At 56.4% G+C, this 22617-nt stretch carries 23 protein-coding genes; 13 read left to right on the top strand and 10 right to left on the bottom strand.

Annotation, left to right across the window (positions count from 1 at the left end; genetic code table 11):
- Window positions 1–105: 105 nt before the first annotated feature.
- Window positions 106–1263, bottom strand: a complete 1158-nt coding sequence (locus GOW93_RS07045; RefSeq protein WP_170382597.1) for an aromatic ring-hydroxylating oxygenase subunit alpha — start codon at window positions 1261–1263, stop codon at window positions 106–108.
- A 132-nt stretch (window positions 1264–1395) separates the two neighbouring features.
- Here GOW93_RS07045 and GOW93_RS07050 point away from each other — a divergent pair, with 132 nt between their 5' ends.
- Window positions 1396–2316, top strand: a complete 921-nt coding sequence (locus GOW93_RS07050; RefSeq protein WP_170382599.1) for a LysR family transcriptional regulator — start codon at window positions 1396–1398, stop codon at window positions 2314–2316.
- Between the two features lie 125 nt (window positions 2317–2441).
- On the opposite strand, the gene GOW93_RS07055 is transcribed toward GOW93_RS07050, so the two are convergent.
- Window positions 2442–4511, bottom strand: a complete 2070-nt coding sequence (locus GOW93_RS07055; protein WP_170382601.1) for an FAD-dependent oxidoreductase — start codon at window positions 4509–4511, stop codon at window positions 2442–2444.
- A 158-nt stretch (window positions 4512–4669) separates the two neighbouring features.
- Between GOW93_RS07055 and GOW93_RS07060 the strand changes: the two genes are divergently transcribed.
- The 8 genes from GOW93_RS07060 to GOW93_RS07095 all read left to right on the top strand — a co-directional run bounded on the left by GOW93_RS07060 (window position 4670) and on the right by GOW93_RS07095 (window position 12125).
- Entirely contained in the window at window positions 4670–5485 is an 816-nt protein-coding gene (locus tag GOW93_RS07060; RefSeq protein WP_170382603.1) for a helix-turn-helix transcriptional regulator, read from the top strand.
- 149 nt (window positions 5486–5634) lie between these two features.
- Window positions 5635–6915, top strand: coding sequence for a flavin-containing monooxygenase (locus tag GOW93_RS07065; RefSeq protein WP_170382605.1), 1281 nt, complete (start codon window positions 5635–5637; stop codon window positions 6913–6915).
- A gap of 17 nt (window positions 6916–6932) precedes the next feature.
- Complete coding sequence (locus GOW93_RS07070) at window positions 6933–7349, top strand: RidA family protein (protein WP_170382607.1); 417 nt, start codon at window positions 6933–6935, stop codon at window positions 7347–7349.
- Window positions 7350–7433: 84 nt separating this feature from the next.
- The gene (locus GOW93_RS07075; protein ID WP_170382608.1) at window positions 7434–8108 is read left to right on the top strand and encodes a DUF1028 domain-containing protein; all 675 of its coding nucleotides are present in this window, start codon (window positions 7434–7436) and stop codon (window positions 8106–8108) included.
- A gap of 15 nt (window positions 8109–8123) precedes the next feature.
- Entirely contained in the window at window positions 8124–9620 is a 1497-nt protein-coding gene (locus tag GOW93_RS07080) for an aldehyde dehydrogenase (RefSeq protein ID WP_170382610.1), read from the top strand.
- Between the two features lie 25 nt (window positions 9621–9645).
- Window positions 9646–10584 carry a LysR substrate-binding domain-containing protein gene (locus GOW93_RS07085; protein WP_170382612.1) on the top strand — a complete coding sequence of 313 codons (939 nt, stop codon included), beginning with the start codon at window positions 9646–9648 and terminating at the stop codon, window positions 10582–10584.
- Window positions 10585–10709: 125 nt separating this feature from the next.
- Window positions 10710–11858 carry an acetylornithine deacetylase gene (argE, locus tag GOW93_RS07090; protein WP_170382614.1) on the top strand — a complete coding sequence of 383 codons (1149 nt, stop codon included), beginning with the start codon at window positions 10710–10712 and terminating at the stop codon, window positions 11856–11858.
- Between the two features lie 6 nt (window positions 11859–11864).
- Window positions 11865–12125, top strand: a complete 261-nt coding sequence (locus GOW93_RS07095; RefSeq protein ID WP_170382616.1) for a CBU_0592 family membrane protein — start codon at window positions 11865–11867, stop codon at window positions 12123–12125.
- Between the two features lie 17 nt (window positions 12126–12142).
- Here the strand turns inward: GOW93_RS07095 and GOW93_RS07100 are convergent, their stop codons facing one another.
- The 5 genes from GOW93_RS07100 to GOW93_RS07120 form a co-directional block, all read right to left on the bottom strand.
- Window positions 12143–12505: a cupin domain-containing protein gene (locus GOW93_RS07100; RefSeq protein ID WP_170382618.1), complete on the bottom strand. Its 363-nt coding sequence runs from the start codon at window positions 12503–12505 to the stop codon at window positions 12143–12145.
- 100 nt (window positions 12506–12605) lie between these two features.
- Complete coding sequence (locus GOW93_RS07105) at window positions 12606–13643, bottom strand: extracellular solute-binding protein (protein ID WP_170382620.1); 1038 nt, start codon at window positions 13641–13643, stop codon at window positions 12606–12608.
- A 19-nt stretch (window positions 13644–13662) separates the two neighbouring features.
- Window positions 13663–14472, bottom strand: a complete 810-nt coding sequence (locus tag GOW93_RS07110; protein WP_170382622.1) for an ABC transporter permease — start codon at window positions 14470–14472, stop codon at window positions 13663–13665.
- A gap of 3 nt (window positions 14473–14475) precedes the next feature.
- Window positions 14476–15405 (bottom strand): ABC transporter permease, encoded by a 930-nt coding sequence (locus GOW93_RS07115; protein ID WP_170382624.1) that lies wholly within the window; start codon window positions 15403–15405, stop codon window positions 14476–14478.
- Complete coding sequence (locus tag GOW93_RS07120; protein WP_170382626.1) at window positions 15405–16496, bottom strand: ABC transporter ATP-binding protein; 1092 nt, start codon at window positions 16494–16496, stop codon at window positions 15405–15407. The genes GOW93_RS07115 and GOW93_RS07120 overlap by 1 nt, the downstream gene beginning before the upstream one ends.
- A 418-nt stretch (window positions 16497–16914) precedes the next feature.
- Between GOW93_RS07120 and dusA the strand changes: the two genes are divergently transcribed.
- Genes dusA through GOW93_RS07140 form a run of 4 tightly spaced genes read left to right on the top strand, consistent with a single transcriptional unit; the run spans window position 16915 to window position 20316 of the window.
- Entirely contained in the window at window positions 16915–17910 is a 996-nt protein-coding gene (gene dusA, locus GOW93_RS07125) for a tRNA dihydrouridine(20/20a) synthase DusA (protein ID WP_438826184.1), read from the top strand.
- Window positions 17911–17949: 39 nt separating this feature from the next.
- A complete protein-coding gene (locus tag GOW93_RS07130) occupies window positions 17950–18774 on the top strand; it encodes a sulfite exporter TauE/SafE family protein (protein ID WP_170382630.1) in 825 nt (274 codons plus the stop codon).
- A complete protein-coding gene (locus tag GOW93_RS07135; RefSeq protein WP_170382632.1) occupies window positions 18771–19553 on the top strand; it encodes a hypothetical protein in 783 nt (260 codons plus the stop codon). The genes GOW93_RS07130 and GOW93_RS07135 overlap by 4 nt, the downstream gene beginning before the upstream one ends.
- Window positions 19554–19587: 34 nt before the next feature.
- Window positions 19588–20316: an STAS/SEC14 domain-containing protein gene (locus GOW93_RS07140; protein ID WP_170382634.1), complete on the top strand. Its 729-nt coding sequence runs from the start codon at window positions 19588–19590 to the stop codon at window positions 20314–20316.
- A 272-nt stretch (window positions 20317–20588) separates the two neighbouring features.
- On the opposite strand, the gene GOW93_RS07145 is transcribed toward GOW93_RS07140, so the two are convergent.
- The 3 genes from GOW93_RS07145 to ccmI are packed head-to-tail and all read right to left on the bottom strand — an operon-like array spanning window position 20589 to window position 22514.
- Entirely contained in the window at window positions 20589–20816 is a 228-nt protein-coding gene (locus GOW93_RS07145) for a DUF1289 domain-containing protein (protein ID WP_170382636.1), read from the bottom strand.
- A 16-nt stretch (window positions 20817–20832) separates the two neighbouring features.
- Window positions 20833–21297 carry a Holliday junction resolvase RuvX gene (gene ruvX / locus GOW93_RS07150; RefSeq protein WP_170382638.1) on the bottom strand — a complete coding sequence of 155 codons (465 nt, stop codon included), beginning with the start codon at window positions 21295–21297 and terminating at the stop codon, window positions 20833–20835.
- Window positions 21294–22514, bottom strand: coding sequence for a c-type cytochrome biogenesis protein CcmI (gene ccmI / locus GOW93_RS07155; RefSeq protein WP_170382640.1), 1221 nt, complete (start codon window positions 22512–22514; stop codon window positions 21294–21296). Before ccmI ends, ruvX begins: the two co-directional genes overlap by 4 nt.
- Window positions 22515–22617 lie beyond the last annotated feature (103 nt).

Raw genomic sequence — 22617 nt, forward strand, 5'->3', positions numbered from 1 at the left:
AGATCATTGATGTTTTCATCATGACCGCAACCAACGGCCAAGGCTGCGGTCTAGTTGAATGTTTTGACCATTGCGGCAAGCTGCAGATATTAAACCGGTTGCGGTTTACGGAGCAGAATCCGGTCCGAAGACGCGGTTGAAACCCGCTGTTTTCTCGGCCAGATACTGTGTGAAATCGTAAATCGGCCTTTCAAGATAAGACAGGTGACCGGGTCGTGCGGTCCCTGAATTCAGACCTTTGAACACTTTCTCGGTACAGCCGCGATCCTCGACGTTCACATCGTCCAGCAGTTTCTTCAGCGTGGCGACATACTCATCTGCCTTTGGATCGGCCATGAACTCGGGGGACAGGCCGCCGCCGTAGATGATCGAAACCTGCCCAGTTCCTTTTGGATGCAGAGAAAGATACCAGAAATATCCCGGCGTCAGCGTGATCAGGTGGCTTGGGTATAGCGTCAGCAGGGCTGTGGTTTTGCGCCAGTCACCTTCAAGGCGGGTGTTGTCCGGATGCGCGTTGCCCATCGGCAGCGACGCTTCTTTGGTTATCCAATGATAGTTGAAGTGTCTGAGCCCCGGCGGGCAATCCATCTCTTCCAGTTTGGAGTGTCCACCAACCGTATCTGCATGACAAACTGGCAGGTGGTAACTTTCCATGAAATTCTCTGCCAGAACCTTCCAGTTCGTGTCCCAGACATGGGTTTCGCGGAAGCACTCCACATAGGTCTCCATGCCGTATTGCGAGATCATACTCTCCAGTTCTGAAAGCTGCTGGCTCACAGGGGCAGTGTCCGGATTCAGGATCACATAAATCCACCCCAACCATTCCTCACAACGAATCTTCGGGAGCTTGTAGCTTTCTTTGCAAAACCCTGTGGTCTCTTTCATGAATGGCGCGCCGCGCAGGTTACCCTCAAGATCGTAAGTCCAGGCGTGATAGGGGCATACTAGAACGCGGGCGTTTCCTTCGCCCTCAACGATCGTGGACATGCGGTGCAGGCAGACATTTGAAAAGGCCCGCAACTCTCCTGACCTGTCCCGAAGTACGACGATGGGTTGTTCCGCTATTTCAAGCGAGATGTAGTCGCCAACATTCGCCAGACGACTGGACCGTCCCACACAGACCCAGTCTTTGCTGAAGACATGGTCCAACTCACTACGCAGAAAATCCTGGCTTGTGTAGACAGAGGGCGGCATGGCCACCGCATTTTCCATCGGTCGATGCGCGGCATCTAGCAATTCGGTTACAGCCTGATCCAATGACATGGGTAGCTCCTCAATTGTGCAGTGACACCCACCAGCAGACAGATTCGTCCGGTCTTGTTTGGGTATTTTTAAGTTGCGCTTAAAATGAGAAATATAAAAACTTAAAAAGTATCGTAACGAGAAAGGCAAAATATGGTTCGCTTTACTTTGCGCCAATGCACCTATTTTCGAACCGTTGCCGAGTGTGGCGGAATTGCGCAGGCAGCGCGGGTCTTGAATATCTCGCAGCCATCCGTGGCGCAGGCGATACAAAAACTTGAGGACGTGACCGGTCTGATCTTGTTCGACCGCCACCATGCACGCGGTTTGACGCTGACGCTACAGGGGCGCATTTTTCTGCGGCACGTTCTGGACCTTGAAGCACAGGCTGAGCGTGTCGAGATTCAGGCAAAAGCTCTGGTTTCGGAAACGGCTGGAGAGTTACGTCTGGGCGCGTTTCAGACCCTTGCGCCTTTTTTTCTGCCGACCCTTATTGGTGACTACCAGCGTAGCTTTCCAAACGTCAGCGTGTTTCAAAAAGAATACGGGCTGGCGGCGCTTGGTGATGCGCTTCGAGATGGCGAAATCGATCTCGCGCTAACATACGACAGGGGTTTGTCACTGAATGGTATGAAGGTCGTGAAACTGACCTCGCTGCAGCCAAGAGTGATCGTTTCGTCGAACCATCCTCTGGCGCAGAAAGACAGTGTTCGGTTATCCGACCTGCAGGGTCTTCCGTACGTCATGTTCGACGGACCCGGCAGTCGTGCATATTTCGAAGAACTGCTGGCTGAGGCAGCCCTCTATCCAGACATATCTTATGCCTCGAATTCGCTGGAGACAGTCCGTAGCGCCGTATCCGAAGGCTTCGGGTTTTCTTTTTTGATAATGGTGCCGAAGGCAGAGACGACGTATAGCGGCGGCACTGTCAAAATCCTAACTTTGGTTGAGCAACTTCGACCTTTGAGCATTGTGCTGGCCTATCACGAAGATCGTGCGGGCAAGTTTATCAGCAGATTTCTAACATTAGCGCAGAAGCATTTCGGCAGTCTCCCCGATGAACACACAGAATAGTCAAAGGGTCGATTTCGCCAGCCCCCTGTATCGTGATGCAAGTCAGGATTGGCAGGTCTGTAAGAGAAGAGACGTTAAAGGCGGCGGAGAATTGCCTTTGCCGCCTTCATCCGTTTTAAAAGGAGTTAATCCGCCGCCAGTTCGGTGATTTCCCGACGGAATGGCAAAGCGTCACCGATGTCTTCGCCGTCCAATTCGCGCGCATAGCGGTGACCGGCATATGTCGCCCAAGCAATGGGGCCGGGTGCGTTGGCGTCCCCAATCAGTTTGACAGACTTGATTCCGGCGTCAGCCCATTCCGCCTCTTTCGCCTTCAAAGCGTTAAACACGGCGTTGTTTTCCAACCGCGATGCAACCATCACGACCGCATCTGCTTCGATCTTCCAGGTTCGGTCAGTGTAGACGCAGTTCGATACAACATGATCGGCGTGGATTTCAGTAACACCCTGATTGAGTACAATCTCGACCCCGGCTTCTACCAGCCTCGGGTGGATCGCGATCTGTTCAAGTGTGTTATTCGTCCAGTCACTGACATAGGCCGAGGGCGTGACCAGCGTTACCTGTGCACCGTTTTTTGCCAGCAGCTCGGCCAGTACGCCGCCCATGTAATAGTGGTCGTCATCATACACCACGACACGGCCAGACGGAATGGTTCCATCCATCAAGTCGTCAGGGGTATAGACCTTTGCGCCATCGGCGATCGGAATTGGAACCACGTGCTGACGGGCCACGCCGTCGCGGCGCCAAGTCGATCCTGTGGCGATGCACACGTTTTCAAAACCGAACTCAAGGATGCTGTCGGCGTCCAGTTCGCTTTCGCGATAGATTTCGACATTCGGGCGCTGGCTTAGCTGATAATCCCGATAGTCTACGACGCGCCCCCAAGCCGACAGGCCCGGCAGTTGGCGCTCGCGTGTGACGCGCCCGCCGATCACGTCGCGCGCCTCGGCCACCGCCACATCATAGCCGCGCCGACACAGCGCCCAGGCCGCTTCCAGCCCCGCTGGTCCCGACCCAACGATCAGCACGTTAGAACTGTCGCCTTTCTCGTTCATCTTTTCGGGGTGCCAGCCTTTGCGCCATTCTTCCATGAAGGTCGGGTTCTGAGTGCAGCGGCTGATCGACATGGTCATGTCACCAGTGATGCAGATGTTGCAGCCGATGCACTCCCGAATGTCCTCGATTCGGCCTTCCTCGATCTTCTTCGGCAAGAACGGGTCAGCGATGGAGGGACGGGCGCAGCCGATGAAGTCAAGCGTTCCGGACTTGACCATCTTGGCCATGACATCGGGCGACGTGAACCGCCCAACTCCGACAATCGGTTTATCAGTCAACTCGTGGATGCCGCGCACCAACTGTTCCTGTGCTGCTTCTTCCTTAAAGCGCGACGGCCCCGAGCAATCCTCCCAAGTGCCCTGCGCGAGGTCCCAAAGGTCCGGCAGGTCTTTGTTCATCTCGATATAGTCGCGCACCTCGGCGTTCGAGAAGCCCAGCTCGCCGATGGATTCATCTAGGCTAACCCGCAATGTGATAGCGATTTTGTCGCCGACAGCATCGCGCATATCGGCGATGACTTCCTGGCTGAACCGGGCGCGGTTTTCCAGTGAACCGCCATATTCGTCGCTGCGCTGGTTGGTGGCACGGCTTAGGAAATGCTGGAAGATGCCGAACCCATGCGCACCATAGAGACAGATCAGGTCAAAGCCTGCCTCTTTCGACCGTTTTGCAGCGTTCACAAACCAGCGACGTAAGTCCTTGATATCCTGCTTGTCCAGCGCCCGCGCCTGCACCGGATCGTTGGTAAAGGTCCGGATGGGCAATGCCGAGGGGGCTAGCGGCACTTCCTTGGTGTAGAGGTTCGGGCCATTTATCCCGGAATAGGCCAGCTGAATCCCTGCCAGAGCGCCGTGCGTCTTCATTCTTTCTGACATCTTGCGCAACTGTGGGATGTCCTTGTCTTCCCATAGGCGCAGTTCGATAAACGGTGTGATTTCCGAGGTGTGGTGCATCTCACATTGCTCGGTGAAGATAACTCCCCATCCGCCTTCAGCCTTGATGCCCCGCATTGCGGCCGCTGCCGAAGGGTCACGATATCCGCCACCGTTGCAATGAGGCACCTGGTAGAACCGGTTCTTGGCAGTATGAGGGCCGATTTTCATCGGTTCGAACAGAATGTCATAGCGTGGGTCGCGCATGGCTGGACCTCCCTTGAATCTCTGGCAGTTTCGACCTGTTCGCGGCCGCGTGTCTGAGCGTCAGAGAGGTTTTCAGGCTGCATGTACCCCTCTATACTGGTCATTATTAGTAATTATTGTATTGTTAGGGGTATATACCCCCAGGGAGGTATGAGGCCATGAAGCAGATTTCTGAACCCGCCCTTTTGGCCGATACCATCAAGGCAATTGGATCGCCCGGGTTCGTGCCGCGGCTTCACCTATGGCTCAAGGCCTCACTGCACTTCGACAACGTGACAATTCTCGCGTTTTTCGACGCGCAGCAACCAGAGGTCTTTCTGGCCGACTCCGCCGAACAGCGTGTGTTCGAACGTATGAACAGCCATTATGTGACCGGAGCTTATCTGCTGGACCCTTTTTATGCCCTACACACCAAACGAGCGGCGGAAGGCATGTATCGTTTGGCTGAAATCGCGCCCGATCAGTTTCAGCGCAATGAATACTATAAGTCGTACTACCAACGCACCACGCTGGCTGATGAGGTCGCGTTTTTCTCGTGGCCATCGCAGAACGTCTCAATGACGGTTTGCATTGGGCGTGATGCTACAACCGGATCAAAGTTTTCGTCGCGCGATCTGAAAAAGGCCACACACTTGGCCCCAATTATTAATGCGCTGGTCAGGCAGAATTGGGCAGGGATCAGTTCGCGCGGCCAGGATGCGTCGGCAAACGGGGTTGATCAGTTGCGGCAGCGATTGACCGCTGAACTGGGCATCAGCCTAAGCAACAGGCAGGCCGAGATCGCAATCTTGATTTTGCAGGGCCATTCGTCGGTTTCCATCGGCCTTACGCTTGGGATCAGCCCGCAGACTGTGAAGGTTATTCGCAAGCAGCTTTATAAGAAATGCCAGATATCTTCACAGGGTGAGCTTTACTACCTGATCGCGCCACACCTGTCCCAGCAAGGGACAGTGCAGGGATTAGCCAAAGCCTAATTAGGGGTAAGTCAGACAATTATTTCACCAGTTTCCAACTTGTGGGAACTTGCATGCGAAACGCGCAGGGCGTGCTGGAGCGGTACAGCACGACGCCGCATTCTATGGCCTTTCAGGTCTGATCAGGACGCAAAAAAGGAAACCGATACATGCCCATTGAAAGAACCGACACGCTGGTCGTTGGCGGTGGACAGGCCGGCATCGCGCTGAGTGAACACCTGGGAAACAACAAGGTCCCCCACATTATTCTTGAAAAGAACCGGACTGCCGAAGCTTGGCGAACTGGTCGCTGGGATGCTCTGGTTGCTAATGGTCCAGCCTGGCATGACCGTTTTCCAAGCCTGCTGTTCAATGGCGATGACCCGGATGCTTTCGTGTCGAAAGACCGCGTGGCCGAGTATCTGGTGGAATATGCCGAGATGGTAAAAGCCCCGATCCGTGAAGGGGTTGAGGCGCTCAGGGCCGAACGTCTGCCGAAAGAAGGCGGGTTCCTCGTTCAAACAACGGCAGGTGAAATCCATGCCAAACGCATTGTGGCGGCGACAGGAGCTTTCCAGCACCCGGTTATTCCTCCGATCGTGCCGGAGACTACGGGCGTCGATCAAATCCACTCATTCTACTACAAGAACCCTGATCAATTGGCCGATGGGGCCGTCATGGTGGTGGGCGCCGGGTCATCCGGTGCGCAAATAGCGGATGAGCTGAACCGCGCTGGCCGCAAGGTGTTTCTGTCCGTGGGTCCGCATGATCGCCCGCCGCGGCGCTACCGTGGCCGCGACTTTGTCTGGTGGTTGGGTGTTCTTGGCCTGTGGGATATGGCCGCAATGAAACCGGGGACCGAGCATGTGACCATCTCGGTCAGCGGGGCCTATGGCGGCCACACAATGGATTTCCGCCGTCTCGGCAATGAGGGCGTCACGCTTGTCGGAATGACCAAAAGCTTTGAAAATGGTGTCCTCAGCTTTGCCGATGATCTGCAGCGCAACGTGGCTGCAGGTGATGTCAACTATCATGAGATGCTGGATTTGGCGGACGCATATGTCGAGCGCACCGGAATCGACCTACCCGCAGAACCCGGCGCGCGAGAGGTATTTGCCGACCCCGACAGCCTGACAAACCCTCTGGCCTCGGTCGATTTTGCCAAAGAAGGCATCACCACGATCATCTGGGCCACGGGTTTCCGGCAAGATTTCAGTTGGATCAAAGCGGATGCGTTCGACGCAAAAGGTGCGCCGATCCATCAGCGCGGTGTCTCGGTTGAACCGGATGTGTATTTCCTTGGGCTACCTTGGCAATCGCGGCGTGGTTCGACCTTCCTGTGGGGCGTGTGGCACGATGCAAAATACATCGCTGACCAGATCGCGATTCAGCGGGCATATGCCGACTATGATGGCAATGCTGCCATCGTTTCCTCAGCTGCTGCAGAATAATCAAACGGGGCCCCAATATGGCGCATACACGCATTCGCAAATTCAACACCAAGGAAACTTACCCCGAGCAAAATCTCGACAACGATCTGTGTCAGGCCGTTGTCACGCAAGGCGGTAAAACAGTCTATCTGCGTGGCCAGTGCCCGCAAAATCTGGATGATGCAGTCAACATCGACAGCCATGATCCGGTCGAGCAGACTCACAAGGTGATGCAAAATATCAAGCAGTTGATCGAGGAGTCCGGTGGCTCGATGGAGCATCTGGTCAAGGTAGTCGTCTACATCACCGACGTTCGCCACCGCGAGGCTGTTTATCGCACCATGGGCGAATACATCAAAGGTGTGCATCCGGTCTCGACAGGGTTGGTTGTTCAGGCGCTGGCGCGACCTGAGTGGCTGGTCGAAATTGATGGCACCGCTGTCATTCCCGACTGATCTTGCCGATCATTTCTGGAAACCGGGTCGCGCTAAAACGCTCTCACCCCGCGCGACCCGGTCTTTGTCTTTAAGGAGGCCCGAATGACATTTTCCTTGGTTGCTCGTTGCGCTGATACCGGCATGTTCGGTCTGGCGATTTCATCCTCATCGCCCGCCGTGGCTGCGCGCTGCTCGTTTGCACGTGCCGGGGTAGGGGCCGTCGCCTCGCAAAACGTGACTGACCCAAGCCTAGGGCCGCTGACGTTGGACCTGATGGAGCAGGGCAATACCGCGCCTGAGGCCATTGAAGGGATGAAGGCCCGCGCGAAGTTCATCGAATACCGGCAGGTTCTGGCGGTGGATACCGCCGGTCGAACGGCAATCCATTCCGGTCCCAACTCTTTGGGTATCTGGACGCAGGCGCAGGCCGAGAATGTCGCCTCGGGCGGCAACCTTCTGGACAATGAAGGTATCCCGCAAGCTATCGTCGACGGGTTTCTGTCCGCCTCGGGCCATATTGGTGACCGGCTGATTGCCGCGATGCGGGCCGGTCTGGCCGCAGGCGGCGAGGCAGGGCCGGTGCATTCGGCCGGTATGAAGATCGTAGACAAGGTAAGCTGGCCGGTTGCCGATCTGCGTTGCGACTGGACCGAGGACTGCCCCATCGAGGCCATCGCAACCGCCTGGGACGTCTATAAACCCCAACTGGACGCTTATATCCAGCGCGCGCTCGACCCGCGCGAGGCACCATCCTACGGCGTTCCCGGCGACGAATAATCAGGGAGAGACAATATGTTGGACTATTCACACGATGACTGGAAAAGCCGTGCTGCGGGTCTGTCGTTTCGCGGTCAGGCTTTTATTGATGGCAAGTTCGTCGATGCAGTATCGGGCAAGACTTTTGACAGTATCAACCCTGCCACCGGAGCGGTTCTGACCCCGGTTTCGGAATGCGATGAGGAAGACATCAACCGCGCCGTCGCCGCAGGTCGTGCCGCGTTCGAAGGTGGCCGCTGGTCGCGCATGGCGCCGGGGGATCGCAAGGCGGTGATGCTGAAACTGGCTGATCTGATCCGCGATAACCTCGAAGAAATGGCGCTGTTGGACAGTTTGGACATGGGCAAACTGGTGACGGATGCCGTCACCATCGACGCGCCGGGTTCGGCACATTTCTTCCAATGGTATGCCGAGGCTATCGACAAGGTGTATGACGAGGTCGCCCCGACCGGCCCTGGAGATCTGGCGCTGGTCAGCCGCGTGCCCTTGGGTGTCGTCGGTGCGGTCACGCCGTGGAACTTCCCGTTGGACATGGCAACCTGGAAAGCGGCGGCTGCCTTGGCCGCTGGAAACTCGGTCGTTTTGAAGCCGGCGGAACAGTCACCCTTGTCGGCTTTGCGTTTGGCGGAACTAGCGGCTGAGGCTGGTGTCCCGGACGGTGTTTTCAACGTTGTACCGGGCTTCGGCGCTACCGCTGGTCAGGCATTGGGTTTGCACATGGACGTGGATTGTCTGGCGTTCACGGGCTCGACCGCCATTGGCAAGATGTTCATGCAGTATTCCGGGCAGTCCAACCTGAAACAGGTCTGGCCGGAAACCGGCGGCAAAAGCCCCAATCTGGTCTTTGCCGATTGCGAAGATCTGGATGCCGCCGCCGACATGGCCGCTTTCGGCATTTTCTTCAATCAGGGCGAGGTCTGTTCGGCCAATTCGCGGCTGTATGTGGAGCGTTCGATCAAAGATGCGTTTGTTGAAAAACTGATCGCCCGCGCGCAAGGGACCCAACCGGGCGATCCGCTGGATCCGGCCTCGAAGATGGGGGCCATTGTCGATGAGAAGCAGACGCAGGGCATCATGCGCTTTGTCGAAGCGGGCAAGAAGTCAGCCAATCTGGTGACCGGCGGTGAACGCGTTACCGTGGACGGCAAGGGTTGCTTTGTTCAACCGACCATTTTTGACGACGTGACGCACGACAACCCCTTGGCGCGAGACGAGATCTTTGGCCCTGTGCTGTCGGTTATTCCCTTCGACACCGAAGAGGAGGCGGTGCGTATGGCGAACGACTCGATCTACGGGCTCGCTGCGTCGGTCTGGACTGACAACCTGTCCCGTGCATGTCGGGTTTCGGACAAGCTGATGGTCGGAACCGTTTCGGTTAACACTGTGGATGCGCTATCAGCCCAGACTCCGTTTGGCGGCATGAAACAGTCAGGCTTTGGGCGCGATTTGTCATTGCACTCGCTTGAAAAGTATACTGCTTTGAAGACCACGTGGATTAAGTACAAGGCTTGATCCACGACCAAGCGGAGATGCGCCTTTGCCTTTCAGATACACGCTGCGGCAGCTTGAGTATTTTGTGGCCGTCGGAAAGGCTGGCAGCATCGCTGCCGCCAGCGATAAGCTGAACGTCTCTTCTCCGTCAATCTCGGCGGCGATCACCCAGCTTGAGGTCGAGTTTGGTGTCAGCCTCTTTGTACGTGAACATGCTCGTGGCTTGTCACTGACCAAAGCCGGGCACAAATTCATGGAACGTACCGAGTTCGTGCTGCGTGAGGCCGAGTTGTTGGCCACGCTTGCAGGGGAAATCACCGGCAAGGTTCAGGGTGTACTTTCTGTCGGGTGTCTTGTGACCTTTGCACAGATTATCTTGCCGGGGCTGCGGCGAGAGTTCGAGGACATCTATCCTGAAGTACGTATTGAACAAAGGGAACTCAACCAGGCTGAAATCTTCAGCCAACTGCGGCGTGCAGAGCTGGATATCGCCTTAACCTATGACCTGGATATTCCTGCGGACCTCAACTTTCGGCCTCTGCACGCGCTGCCACCTTACGTCGTTTTGGGGCAGGATCATCCGCTGGCTGATCGGTCCGAGCTTGCGATCTCAGATCTTCAGGACAATCCGATGGTGTTGTTGGACCTGCCATTTAGCGGCGAGTACTTCCTGTCGTTCTTCCGCGAAGCAAACATCAAGCCGAATATCGCAGAACGAACGGCGGATATGTCAGTTATGCGTTCGCTGGTCGCCAATGGGTTCGGGTTTTCAATTGCGAATATTCGGCCTATCAACGCGTTATCGCCCGATGGTAAGAAACTGATTTTTGTGCCGTTGGCGGGTGATCTCAGGCCGATGAAGCTGGGCCTGCTCAGCGCGCGGAGTGAAAATGAAACAAACACAAAGAAGGCTTTTGTCGAGCACTGCGAACAAGCGGTGACGTCGGGCACGTTGCCCGGGTTATATGCTGAGGCGCAAGATTAAGGCGGCTTCGGCTTCTCCTAACCTGTGCTTCGCCATTCTCGGATTTATGTTTTTCGTATGTCGTGTAGGCTGGTTGCCAAGCGTGGATGCGCACTCGACTAAGCGGTAAAGCAGGCTCAATTCGAATGACAGAAACTCTGGATATTCTGGAAAAGCTGGTTGGTTTTGATACCGTCAGCAAGAACTCCAATCTGGACTTGGCGGGCTATGTCGAGGAGTTTTTGGAAGCACGCGGTTTCGCCGTTCACCGCATCACTGATCCTGGCGGGGAAAAGACCGGATTATTCGCGGAAAAGGGACCTGATGGTGACGGGGTGCTGCTGTCCGCTCACACCGATGTTGTACCGGTTGAAGGTCAAAGCTGGACTAAAGACCCGTTTCGTCTAACCCGTGAAGGCAATCGTGTTTACGGGCGCGGTACGACCGATATGAAAGGGTATGTGGCCTCTGTGATGGCGTTGGCCGATCGGGCAGCCGCTGCGCGTTTGCGTGAGCCGCTTAAGATCGCTCTCTCCTATGACGAAGAGGTAGGTTGTGTCGGAATTCAGCACATGCTGGACCGATTGGCCCCAATGCTTGGACAACCTCGGGCCTGTTTCGTGGGCGAGCCCACCGAAATGCAGGTGGCTATCGGGCACAAGGGCAAGGCCGCGTTGCGGGCGGTTTGCCATGGGCAAAGCGGACATTCCGCGTTGGCTCCGAAATTCGTCAACGCACTGCATCTGGCTACCGATTTTGTTGGAAAACTACGGCACCTGCAGAAAACCTATGCCGAAAGCGGAAACAGCGACCCGGCTTACTCGGTGCCGTATACAACCTTCCATGTGGGAATAATGTCGGGCGGCAAGGCGTTGAACATCGTGCCAGACCGGGCTGAGCTGACCTTTGAGTACCGCCATCTTGCGTCGGATCACGGTAGGGACATCCTGCGCCAGATACAGGATGCGGCGGGCAGGGTAGGCGCGAGGTATCAAGACATTTGTGCAGAAACGCGTGTCGAGGTTGAACAATATAACGCATATCCCGGCCTTAATGTCGCTGAAACCGATGCAGTGATCGGCTATGCACAGAAACTGGCGCAGAGCAACGCAACCACCAAGGTTGCCTTTGGCACCGAGGCCGGGTTCTTTAGCGAATTGGGTATCCCCACAGTCGTCTGCGGACCGGGATCGATGGAGGGGCAGGGCCATAAGCCGGATGAATACTTGGAAATCGGACAAATCAGCGCCTGTGATGCGATGATGGACCGTATCCTCGATGACATCAGCAACTGACCGATTATGAATCTGCTTCAAGACCTAACTTTCGTTGATGGCCTCGGCATTCTGGGTTCGGCGATCATCATCTGCGTCTACTATCTGGCGACCCGCAATATCCTTCCTGCGGACAAGATCGCGTTCAATGCGTGGAACATCGCAGGGGGATCGCTGGTTATGCTATCCCTGATCTATCGCCCCAATCCGGGCGCCATCGTGATGGAGGTTATGTTTCTGGGCATTGCCACCTTGGCAGTGTTCAGAAATCTACGCGGCGCGAAATAGCCCGCACCGCGTGCCAGTCATGCTGCAATCATATAGAACTTGCGCAGAGTCTGGGTGATTTCCCAGGTGCAAGGCGTGCCTTTGGCAATGAAAAACGTGTCACCACCCGTGAATGTCTGCGCCGAGCCGTCCGCGTCAGTCAGGGTGAGTGAACCCGAAAGCACCGTCATCATCTCATCCACCGGATAAGCTTCGATCACCTCGCGGCAAGGGGCGCATTCCCAGACACCGACCGATATTTTCTCATCGCGGCTTTCGAAAAAACTGCTGATGGTTTCGGTCTTGTCATCGGTGGTGAAATCATTTTCCGCCACCAGTGAAGATGGACCAAAGCCGGTCTCGGGGTTGCCGTCAGCTAGCAGGCGAATTGGCTTTTGCATTGTACAGTCTCCTTCCATTCGGCCACTGCGGCCATGAATGAAAACAGCCCCCCGAGACAGGTGATACTGACGCGGAGAGCTGCCGCTCAGAAGATTAGGATCATTTCTTCAAATTGGTCCAGATTTGATCGTAAACCGATTGAACTTCTTCCGAGCAGACCTCGATAAAGACACCGGGGCCTGCATCCGCGTGAGGGTTCTTTTCAGGCTGGGCAGCCAGCGCCGGGTCCAAGAAGCTTTCCACGCCGTTAATACCTGCATTGTATTGTGCAAAGTTGGTCACGGCGGCGATGTTTTCAGGCTCCAAAAGGAAATCCATGAAGATCAGCGCGTTTTCACGGTTGGGCGCATCTTTCAGAAGAACAACGTTATCCATCCACGCGATATAGCCCTGCGTCGGATAGGCGTACTCCACATTGGCACCTTCTTCGCGTGCCTTGGCGGCGAACCCATCATAGATCTGACCAACGGCCGCGTCGCCCGAAACCAGCACCTCTTTGGCGGTGTCCGAGTTGAACGAAGCCCAATGCTGTTTGGCCTCTTGCAGCATGGCATTCAGCGCCTTCAGTTGTTCGCGATCGGTCGAGCACTGCGGGATGCCCATATGCAGCGCAGCCATGGCCATCACTTCGCCCTGGCTGTCCAGCATGTTGATGCGGCCCTGCAATTCGGCTGGTGGGTTGAACAGGATGTCCGTGGTCTGAATGTCACCATCATAGTTGTCGCGGTTGACGGCAAAGCTGGTTGATCCCCACTGATACGGAATCGAGGACTGGCGGCCGGGATCGAAACTTGGGTCAGCCCATTCCGCGGAGATGTTGCCTTTGTTCTTCAGTTCACCGTCGGCAATCGTGTCCAGCATGCCTTCACCCGCCATAATCGAAACCATGTAGTCACCGGGTACGGAAACATCATAGGTGCCGATGCCGCCCGCCTTGAGGGATGCCAGCATCGCCTCGTTCGAGTCGTAAGTGTCCATAGTCACGTTGATGCCGGTTTCTTCGGTGAATTTATCCAGCAGTTCCTGCGGTATGTATTCGAACCAGTGGTACAGAACCAGATCACCTTCGGCTGCAGCGGCATTGGCACCGATGGTCAGGGCAAGTGCAGCGACGCCGCTTTTCATCATATGTTTCATGTGTTTCTCCATCTGTTGGCTATTTTGTGTTGTCAGACTTGCTGACGAAATAACTGATCGTGACCATGATGATGGACACACTCAGCAGCATGGTCGAAATCGCCATAATATTCGGTTTGATCCCCTGCTTGACCGAGCCAAAGATCGCGGTTGGCAAGGTCTCAACACCTGCGCCTTTGACGAAATTGGTGATGATGAAGTCGTCTAGGCTGACAATGAAAGCCAGCAGGAAGCCCGAGATGATGCCGGGCATCATCAAAGGTAGCAGGATCTTGGTGAACGCCTGCCGTTTCGTGGCATAGAGGTCCAGCGCGGCCTGTTCATAGCTATCTTCAATCCCTTGCATCCGTGCCGAAATTGGCAGGTAGGCGAAGGGGATACAGAACGCGATATGGGCCAACAGGATCGTCAGAAGCCCGCGTTCGAACCCGACCGAGTTAAAGAAGATCAGGGTCGCAACAGCCAGAACGATCTCGGGCACCATCAGCGGCAGGCTGATCAGCCCGAAGGACAGCGTGCGAAAGCGGAACTTGCCCCCGCGCACCATGCCCGTCGCCGCCAGTGTGGCGATTGCGGTCGCCGTGGTCGCAGCGATGATTGCGATGACAAAGCTGTTCTTGGCCGCCGTTTTGAACTTGCCGCTTTCCGGGCCGGTAAACACATCCGCATACCAGCGCAGGGACACGCCCTCCCAGTTGGTTAGCGATTGCGAGGCGTTGAAGCTGTAGATCGTCACCACGATCAGTGGCGCATAGAGGATGACCAGGCACAGCAGGGTGATCCCCTTAAAGCCGGTGTAGGACTTGATGTCGAATTGCTTGCTTGCCATCGGTCACCCCCCCGCCTTGTCGGCTTTGGCCTGCTGCCGTGCCGAGAACATCAGAATGATCAGCACCATGCTCAGCAGGATCATCGACGCCGCCGCGCCAAACGGCCAGTTGCCGGCATTGCCCTTGAACTGTTCTTCAATCAGCGAGCCGATCATGAAGTTCTTGGCCCCACCCAACAGGTCCGGCGCAAGGAACGACCCCATCGAAGGAACGAAGACCAGAATACAGCCCGCAAACACGCCCGGCTTGACCGCCGGCAACAGGACCCGCCGCAATGTCGTCCACTTCGAGGCGTAGAGGTCAGCCGCCGCTTCGGAGAGGGCGAAGTTGTAGCGTTCCACCGCTGCATAGATCGGCAGAACCATGAAGGGCAGGTAGGAATAGAACAGGCCCAGTTGTACCGCGAAATTTGTGTTCACGATGTGCAGGGGGCTGTCGATCAGACCGATATTCATCAGAAAATCGTTCAGTGGCCCCTGATCCCGCAGCAGGAACTTCATCGATACGGTGCGGATCAGCAGGTTGACCCAATAGGGGATGGTGATCAGGAACACCCAGACAGGGCGCATGTTTTCTGACCGGGTCGCGATGAAATAGGCCGTTGGAAACCCGATCACCAAGCTAAGGAGCGTTGCTGCAGCGGCCTGCCAGATCGAGCGCCAAAAGATCGTGATGTAGGTCCATTCAATCTTGGGCGGTTCATCCCCGAACAAGCCACGATCAAAGAAGAACTGATCGTAAGCTGCCAGAGAGAACTCCCAAATCACGCCGCCACGGAACTCTTTCGTCAGGAAAGAGTAGATCAGCATCATGATCACCGGTGCCAGCACCAGAATGGCCAGCGTGACCCAAGCGGGTAAAAGTAACCACGTGCGAGCTTCTTTGTAGGTATCGGTCGTTGCGCTGCCGCCGCTTGCCGCACCCGCCGCCATCAGTCTGCTAGGAGGCGCGCGGCCCCCAGCTCCATATTGACGAACATCTCTGTGCCCGGTTCAAAGATGCGCTTATTGCCACGGTCCGAGTTCGAGGTGCGGACGATAAAATCCGGCCCCTCATCCAGATGCACAATGGTGGTGATGTCGGTGCCGACAAAGATGTTGTCTTTGACCCGCCCGTGCAACCCTTCGGATTCAACAGGTTCCGAGGACATATACAGGCGTTCTGGCCGGATCGACATATGGACCTTGGACCCAACGCCTATTCCGTCGACTGCGTTGCAGGTCAACTCGTGCCCGCCTCCAAGGTGGCACGTTGCGCGACCGTTTTCGATGCCGTCGACCGAGACTTCCAATAAGTTGGTCTCACCGATGAAATCGGCCACGAACATATTGTGCGGGCGCTCGTAAATGTCGGTTGGCGTTCCAAGCTGCTGCATTTCACCCGCCGACATCACCGCGATACGGTCGGACATGGTCAGCGCCTCTTCCTGATCGTGGGTGACGAAGATGAAGGTGATCCCGGTTTCGCGCTGCAACTGCTTGAGTTCTAGTTGCATTGCCTTGCGCAGCTTCAGATCTAGCGCTGAAAGAGGCTCGTCCAAAAGCAGAACCTTCGGCTGTGGCGCCAACGCGCGGGCCAATGCCACACGCTGTTGCTGTCCACCCGAAAGTTGGCTTGGTTTGCGTGCCGAGAACTGGCTGAGTTGCACCAGTTCCAGCATCTCGCCTGCTTTTTTAAGCGCCTCGGGTTTCGATGTCCCACGCATTTCCAGCCCGAACGCCACATTTTCGAGAATGGTCATATGCGGAAACAGGGCGTAGTTCTGGAAAACTGTATTCACCGGGCGTTTGTTCGGCGGCAGGTTCTCGATCTCATCACCGAAGAGGAAGATTGCGCCTTCTGTCACATCTTCGAACCCGGCGATCATGCGCAACAAAGTTGTCTTTCCGCAACCGGACGGGCCCAGCAGCGTGAAGAACTCATTGTCCATGATTGACAGAGAGATCTTTTTTAGTGCGGTGAAGTCACCATAGCGTTTAACCGCATCCTGCACGTCAATCGCGATTTGTTCTGTATCGGCCAAACTCGCCTCCCTAAGCGCCGCGAAGTCACCGCCGGGTATATACGGGCCGTGCGGTCGTCTTAAGAATTGACTTCCTCATCAAATATTAGGATTAGCCTAATCATTTTATATTGTTGTTTTAAAACAATGGAATAAGCGTTTGGCGACGAATTTCCTCATGCAAAGAAAATCTACACTTTAGATGTTTCATTTACGTTTTGGATGTTGCGCCAAGCTGAGTGTGGGCGCGGAATTCCCGAAATTGTATTACGAAAAATGTTATGGGTGCCGGGTATAAGACGCCTCTGTATTCACGCACTGTTCGCGTCCCTCGGATGTGATAAACCGTAGCACACTCGAATCGAACCCTCTTGGCCGCGCGGCAGGAAACCCAAAGGATCATGCCGTGCCGCACATTTAGGTACTTGGAGCGAACGCTTTGAAAAATAACGCACAAAAAGCAGCGCGTTTAAGCGTGGCACCCATGATGGACTGGACGGATCGACATTGCCGGTATGTTCACCGGCTGCTGAGTGGTCAGACCCTTTTATATACCGAGATGGTAACGGCGCCTGCATTGGTGCGTGGTGGTGCGATGCATCTTCTGGACTTCAGTCCCGAAGAGCATCCTGTTGCGCTGCAGTTGGGCGGGTCTGATCCGCAGGAACTGGCGCAGGCGGCGCGGTTTGGTTCAGACGCGGGGTATGATGAGATCAACTTGAACTGCGGCTGCCCTTCGGATCGGGTGCAATCGGGTACCTTTGGGGCGGTGTTGATGAAAGAACCGGGCCGCGTTGCCGAATGTGTGTCCGCAATGCGTGATGCGGTTGACGTCGAAGTAACCGTGAAATGCCGTATTGGTGTAGATGATCAAGACCCCGAAGAGGTGCTGCCTGCGTTTCTGGAACACATCCGTGCCGCGGGGTGCGCACGCGTAACGATCCACGCGCGCAAAGCATGGCTTAAGGGCCTCAGTCCAAAAGAAAACCGGGATATTCCGCCCTTGGACTATGATCTGGTTCATCGGATGAAGGGCGCGTTTCCTGATCTGCATATTTCGATCAATGGTGGGATTACGTCACTGGAGCAGGCGCGCACCCATCTTGATGCTGGGCTTGACGGTGTGATGATCGGGCGCGCGGCCTATCACCAACCGACAGATATTCTGGCCGAGGCTGACCCGCTGATATTTGGAACCGGGAAGGCCGCCGACCCGATTGAAGTTGTTCACAAGATGGTGCCCTATGTCGAGGCTCACCTTGCCGCCGGTGGCCGCTTGCACCAGATTACGCGTCATATGCTGGGCTTGTTCGCCGGTCGCCCTGGCGCGCGAGCGTGGCGACGGGTTTTGTCCGAAGGTGCTGTGCATGAGGGCGCAGGTCCCGAAGTAATGCTGCAGGCGCTGGAGGGAGTGGCGCCTTTGGCTGAGGTCTGAATGAACTAAAGTACGGCCGAGCGCCGGTATGGGGGAAAGATGCCCGAGACGATGTTGCTGGCCCAGATGCTGGGCCTTTTGCTTGTGATCGGGGCGCTGGCCGGTGTACTGGCCGGGTTGCTGGGGGTTGGAGGTGGCATCGTTCTTGTCCCCGCCTTTTTCTACGCATTCCAAACGCTTGGCTATGGTGGTCCGCAGCTGATGCAGCTGTGTCTGGCGACTTCACTGGCGACTATCATTGTGACCTCGATCCGGTCTGTTCTGGCACATAACAAGAAAGGTGCTGTTGATTGGGATATCCTGCGCGGTTGGGGTCCCGGCATCGCCATTGGCGCAATTGTCGGCGTGATGGTCGCCTCAGCGTTGCGGACCGAAGCATTGCAGGCATTGTTTGGCATATTGGGTATGGTCATCGGGGCCTATCTGGGGCTCGGCAAGTCTGAATGGAGATTGGGCGATGCCATGCCCAGAGGGGTCCGTCGCGCGGTTCTTTCTCCTTCAGTGGGGTTTCTGTCGGTGCTGATGGGCATCGGGGGCGGCAGTTTCGGCGTTCCGTTGATGAGCCTGTTCAATACTCCCATCCATCGGGCGGTTGCGACCGCTGCTGGTTTCGGTGTGATCATCGCGGTTCCGTCGGTGCTGGGCTTTTTGTTTCTGGACATTGCGCCGGAGCACCGCCCGCCGCTAACCATCGGCGCGGTTAATCTGGTGGCCTTCGCCATCGTTGTAGCAATGACGATGATCACCGCACCCTGGGGGGTGAAGCTGGCCCATGCCATGGACCCCAAACCGCTGAAACGCGTGTTTGCAGTTTTCCTGACGCTGGTGGCCCTGAACATGCTGCGCAAGGCGCTGGGTTTGTGAGCGACTTTCTAGAGAAAGGGTGGATCAAGTTCCCCTATGATCCGGTATTGGCGGAATGGGTAGGGCACGCTTTTCCCGCGGCCCGTGCCTCGGTCACCGATCCGGCTCATGCCCAATGGTTGGATTGCGAGGGGACGTGGTTCATTGGTGTGGATGCCTTGGAAAACGATCCAAAGGGTAGGGTGGGGTGCTCGGGTCCACTGTCCGGACAGGCCATGGATTACATCTCTGCCCAGTACGGAGAGCTGCCTCTGCACAAAGGGCAAGTCTCGGTCATCTATCCCGATTACCCGCGCCCTCGACGGGGGGAAAGCGAAAGTGCGGCGCGGTATCGGCTTAAAAGAGACGGTGCTCATGTGGACGGGCTGAGGCCGATGGGGCCGGATCGCCGACGGCGGGTAGATGAGCCGCACGCGTGGATACTTGGAATTCCCTTGACTGATGCCAGTGCGAACGCCGCACCGATGGTGCTGTGGGAAGGTAGCCACAAAATCCTGCGTGCTGCGTTTGAGCGGGCTTTGAACGGCTACCCAAGGGACCGTCTGCACAAGGTGGACATCACTGACATCTATCAAGCCGCGCGTCGCGAGGTTTTTGACACCTGTCCGCGCATCGAACTGCCGGCCAAGCCGGGAGAGGCTTATCTGCTTCATCGCCACTGCCTGCATGGTGTCGCACCATGGGGCGACGGCGCTTCCGCCGGACCGGATGGCCGAATGATTGTCTATTTCCGCCCTGAATTTTCCGGGGGAGTAGCCGAATGGATCGAATCTGACTAACCTCTTGCCATTATTTAGGTTTGGAGGAATTTTTATGATTACGGTCCACACCAATTCCGAAGGCGCATTAATCGAGGTCGAGCTGTCCGGGGAGGTGACCGCTACCGACTACAGCGAGGTATTGGTTCCGGCTATCGAAGCAGCGTTGTCAGATCATGACACAGTGCGTCTGCTGGTCGTCGTGCAACCCGAGTTTAAGGGGTATGAATTGGGTGCGGCCTGGGCTGATACGAAGCTGGGCCTTAGCCATTGGCGTGGGTTTGATCGTATCGCTGTGGCTGCGGATCAGGGCTGGGTTCAGACCAGTGCCCGATTGGCTGCTCCGATTCTTCCTTGCCCCGTTCAGGTCTTTGAACTTTCCGAACTGGAAGCCGCGCGCCGTTGGATGCGCGAGTCACTGGGCGCCATCCACGTCATGGATCTGGGTGGTTCCTGTGTTCAGATCAGTTTGTTGGGAAAATTGGACCCCGAGGAATATGGGCGTGCCGAGCTGGATCTGGACAATCTGTTGGTTGGAAAGGATGGCTTCCGTCTTCTCGTTGACCTCAGAGAATTTGACGGATGGCAGGGGCTGACGGCCCTGGCGTCCCATTTTCAGCTGGTTCGAAAGCACGTCGGGTTGCTGGATCGTGCGGCGATCGTAGGGGATAAAGCCTGGCAACATATGGCACAGCGTGTGGCCAGTCATATTCTGGGTGCAAGAACTCAATTCTTTGCATCTGAGGAAATCGAAAACGCCAAATCTTGGCTTTCAGCTGGTTAGGCCGCCGAGATTGCTTGCTTTCAATAACAGCGCCTTACCTTTACGTGAGGTTACGCTGCGTAATGCCTTCGTACTTCTTGATCCGTTGACCCAAAAAGGGATACCCAGCGCGTACCCTTCAGATTGACCACTTCTTGAGGGTACAAGCTGAAGCACGCCGCTGTGGGTTACCACTCACTCACAACAGGTTTTTGAACTTACCCCTCGAAGTTCTGACCGACCTGCAGCGGCGACGGCTCAGTATGGGGCACCTTCACAGAAATGCTTTGTACCTATTTCATGCGTGCAGCGCGACCGCCCCGCCGTTTTGACAGCTGTGGCGCCCGCGAGGGGAGGCTTTCCATGATTTCGGCACGCTCATTGCTGTCCATTTTGGACCAGCGCGAAATCTCATCAATTGTACGGTAGCAGCCGGTGCAGATGCGTTCGGTCGGATGAACGACACAGATCTGGACACAAGGGCTTTCGACCTCATTCCTTTTCCAAACCATGTTTGTCATCGACGTACTCCGTCCATTATAAAAAGCGCAGCCTATCCAGCGCTCCTTGCAGAATATAGCCAGCAGCCACGTGATCGATAACCTGTCCGCGACGTTTTCGTGTCGTATCCGCCTCAAGCAGTGCCTTTTCGGCCGCAACGGTGCTGAGCCGTTCGTCCCAGAAACCGATGGGCACCTCGGTCAGCCGTGACAGATTTCGAGCAAATGCACGGGTGGATTGGCAGCGCGGACCTTCGGTGCCGTCCATATTCTTCGGTAGGCCCAGAATGACGCCGCCGATCTCGCGATCAGCAATGATTTCCAGCAGGCGGGCGGAATCCAGCGTGAATTTCTTTCGCCGCACGGTCTCCAAAGGGCTGGCCACGCCGCGCATCCGGTCCGAGACCGAGACGCCTATGGTCTTTTCGCCCAAATCCAACCCCATCAGGGCAGTCATTGGCGGCAGGGCCGCCGCAAACTCTTCGAACGCGTCGTGGATCATTGTGCGATCCCGGCCTGCAATGCAGCGGCATCAATGATTTCAAGCGCTTCGGTATTTCCGGCAAAAACGCTCATTGCCTCGTTTTTGATGTCGATGGCACGCTGCCCTTCGCCCAAGACGCCCAAAGCGGCAATCAACCGGGCCCAGTCCTCGGGCGACCCGCCCTCGATGGCCAGTCGGTCCGAGAGTTGGTTGACCATGCCTTTGATCATCTCTTGCCGCTCTTCCGGGGTTAGCGCGGCGGCGGCGTCGATGTCATCCTGACTGGGGCCGGATGCAGGCGGGATATTGGGCGCATTGAACACACCGGCGCGGAACGCCAATTCGTCCAGCTGTGCGCGAATGGCGTCGCCCCACGGCGCACCTGCCGGTGCGTCACGCAGCGCATCTACCCAGATTCGGTAGCCAATATCAGGACGCCCGACCTGAACCATCATCTGCCCAAGATAGTATTGCGCCGGGCCATGACGCGGATCACGATGCAGAGCCTGCCGCAAAGCCTCTTCGGCTTCGGGTGACACGTAACCACCCACCGACAGGATCATCATCTCCGCCAGATGCGAATAGGCATCTGCCGGGGCGGCTTCGCCGGACAATTCGATCACACGCTGTTGGGCTTTGTAAGCGGCGGGGAAGTTGCCCGCATTTGCCTCGTGCTGGGCCAGCAGGATGTGACCTTGCAGATCATCCGGGCGAGCTTCAACAGTTTCGCGCAACTGATTCAGAAGGTTGGCATAATTCTCATCCAGTTGAGGCAACTGCGCTGGCGGAGCCTCGGCTTCGGCTTCGGCCTGAGTGGGGCGCTCTGCACGCAGGGCTTCGGCGTTCTCAAGACGCAGTGTCAGGGGTTGATCCGGCAGACCGGCAGCCCCCATCTGACGGTACATCCCCACAGCACCGCCCACCACGATCAGGGCAATGGCGGCAAAGGCAGCCACAGTAGCCCAACGAGGTGGTCCGGCCCGTTCGGTTCCGGCCTGTATCTGTGCGTCGGCTGCCAGAATACGACGCGAGATTTCCGTGCGCACGCGGTCCGCGTCGGCCTCGCCGATGACGCCTCGGGCAAGGTCCCGGTCCACGCTTGCAAGCTGTTCGCGATAGACCCGCAGATCATAGGCTGCGGCAGGTTCGCGCGTTTTGCGACCTCGCAGCAGGGAAAAGCCCAGTATCACTGCAATCAGCAGCGCGCTTAGAAGTGTCACGACCAGGAACGACATGGTTTCTCCGATATAGCTGCCCTGACTTAGACCTGTCGGCGGGCCGACAAAAGGGACAAATGGCCGCGAGGGGTTCACATCCCGCAATAATGGACCCCATGTC

It is taken from the genome of Ruegeria atlantica (assembly GCF_013032455.1).
Taxonomy (GTDB): domain Bacteria; phylum Pseudomonadota; class Alphaproteobacteria; order Rhodobacterales; family Rhodobacteraceae; genus Ruegeria; species Ruegeria atlantica_B.

Bases quoted from the DNA above. Each gene is read 5' to 3' on its own strand.
- GOW93_RS07060 (WP_170382603.1), top strand. From the start codon at position 4,670: ATGAAGCAGATTTCTGAACCCGCCCTTTTGGCCGATACCATCAAGGCA.
- GOW93_RS07095 (WP_170382616.1), top strand. From the start codon at position 11,865: ATGAATCTGCTTCAAGACCTAACTTTCGTTGATGGCCTCGGCATTCTG.
- GOW93_RS07045 (WP_170382597.1), bottom strand. From the start codon at position 1,263: ATGTCATTGGATCAGGCTGTAACCGAATTGCTAGATGCCGCGCATCGA.
- GOW93_RS07075 (WP_170382608.1), top strand. From the start codon at position 7,434: ATGACATTTTCCTTGGTTGCTCGTTGCGCTGATACCGGCATGTTCGGT.
- GOW93_RS07070 (WP_170382607.1), top strand. From the start codon at position 6,933: ATGGCGCATACACGCATTCGCAAATTCAACACCAAGGAAACTTACCCC.
- GOW93_RS07100 (WP_170382618.1), bottom strand. From the start codon at position 12,505: ATGCAAAAGCCAATTCGCCTGCTAGCTGACGGCAACCCCGAGACCGGC.
- GOW93_RS07055 (WP_170382601.1), bottom strand. From the start codon at position 4,511: ATGCGCGACCCACGCTATGACATTCTGTTCGAACCGATGAAAATCGGC.
- GOW93_RS07105 (WP_170382620.1), bottom strand. From the start codon at position 13,643: ATGAAACATATGATGAAAAGCGGCGTCGCTGCACTTGCCCTGACCATC.
- ruvX (WP_170382638.1), bottom strand. From the start codon at position 21,297: ATGATCCACGACGCGTTCGAAGAGTTTGCGGCGGCCCTGCCGCCAATG.
- GOW93_RS07050 (WP_170382599.1), top strand. From the start codon at position 1,396: ATGGTTCGCTTTACTTTGCGCCAATGCACCTATTTTCGAACCGTTGCC.
- GOW93_RS07080 (WP_170382610.1), top strand. From the start codon at position 8,124: ATGTTGGACTATTCACACGATGACTGGAAAAGCCGTGCTGCGGGTCTG.
- GOW93_RS07065 (WP_170382605.1), top strand. From the start codon at position 5,635: ATGCCCATTGAAAGAACCGACACGCTGGTCGTTGGCGGTGGACAGGCC.
- ccmI (WP_170382640.1), bottom strand. From the start codon at position 22,514: ATGTCGTTCCTGGTCGTGACACTTCTAAGCGCGCTGCTGATTGCAGTG.
- GOW93_RS07115 (WP_170382624.1), bottom strand. From the start codon at position 15,405: ATGGCGGCGGGTGCGGCAAGCGGCGGCAGCGCAACGACCGATACCTAC.
- argE (WP_170382614.1), top strand. From the start codon at position 10,710: ATGACAGAAACTCTGGATATTCTGGAAAAGCTGGTTGGTTTTGATACC.
- GOW93_RS07110 (WP_170382622.1), bottom strand. From the start codon at position 14,472: ATGGCAAGCAAGCAATTCGACATCAAGTCCTACACCGGCTTTAAGGGG.
- GOW93_RS07130 (WP_170382630.1), top strand. From the start codon at position 17,950: ATGCCCGAGACGATGTTGCTGGCCCAGATGCTGGGCCTTTTGCTTGTG.
- GOW93_RS07140 (WP_170382634.1), top strand. From the start codon at position 19,588: ATGATTACGGTCCACACCAATTCCGAAGGCGCATTAATCGAGGTCGAG.
- GOW93_RS07145 (WP_170382636.1), bottom strand. From the start codon at position 20,816: ATGACAAACATGGTTTGGAAAAGGAATGAGGTCGAAAGCCCTTGTGTC.